This is a genomic window from Vibrio sp. 10N.222.49.C9 (genome assembly GCF_041474985.1).
Lineage (GTDB): Bacteria > Pseudomonadota > Gammaproteobacteria > Enterobacterales > Vibrionaceae > Vibrio > Vibrio crassostreae_C.
Genome location: NZ_JBFRVD010001431.1, coordinates 1 through 363 on the forward strand (window position 1 = coordinate 1; position 363 = coordinate 363).

Here is a 363-nt window from a genome sequence, read left to right on the forward strand (position 1 = left end):
GTGCTGAGGAATCGCCGTCTTACCCTTCGATTTAACCCATTCACCAATAAAACCGTCATTATTCATTAATTCAGTAGGGTACACATCGAGATTAGATACAATCTGCTCGAATATTCTCCAGCTAGTAGGCTTCATCTGCAGCAAAGTAGAGATCACTTCATTTGAGAGGCGATAGTGGGTATCTCTCTCTTGCTCAAACCGATGCTTGATCGACTTTAAGTTTTCAAGTGTCTCTGGCAAATCCTTAGTAGTATCAGTGGATGTAATCTCTGACTGCATAACCTAACTTCCTTATTATTCCGCACTTTTGCTCTTAATTAGTCCGGGATAGCACCTAATTTACTTCGAAGTATACCTATAATA

The 363-nt window shown here is 39.9% G+C and carries 1 protein-coding gene; it reads right to left on the reverse strand.

The window, feature by feature from the left end:
• Positions 1-279: hypothetical protein (locus AB4585_RS28615; RefSeq protein WP_372172164.1), on the reverse strand; the 279-nt coding region annotated here is incomplete at its 3' end.
• Positions 280-363: the final 84 nt, after the last annotated feature.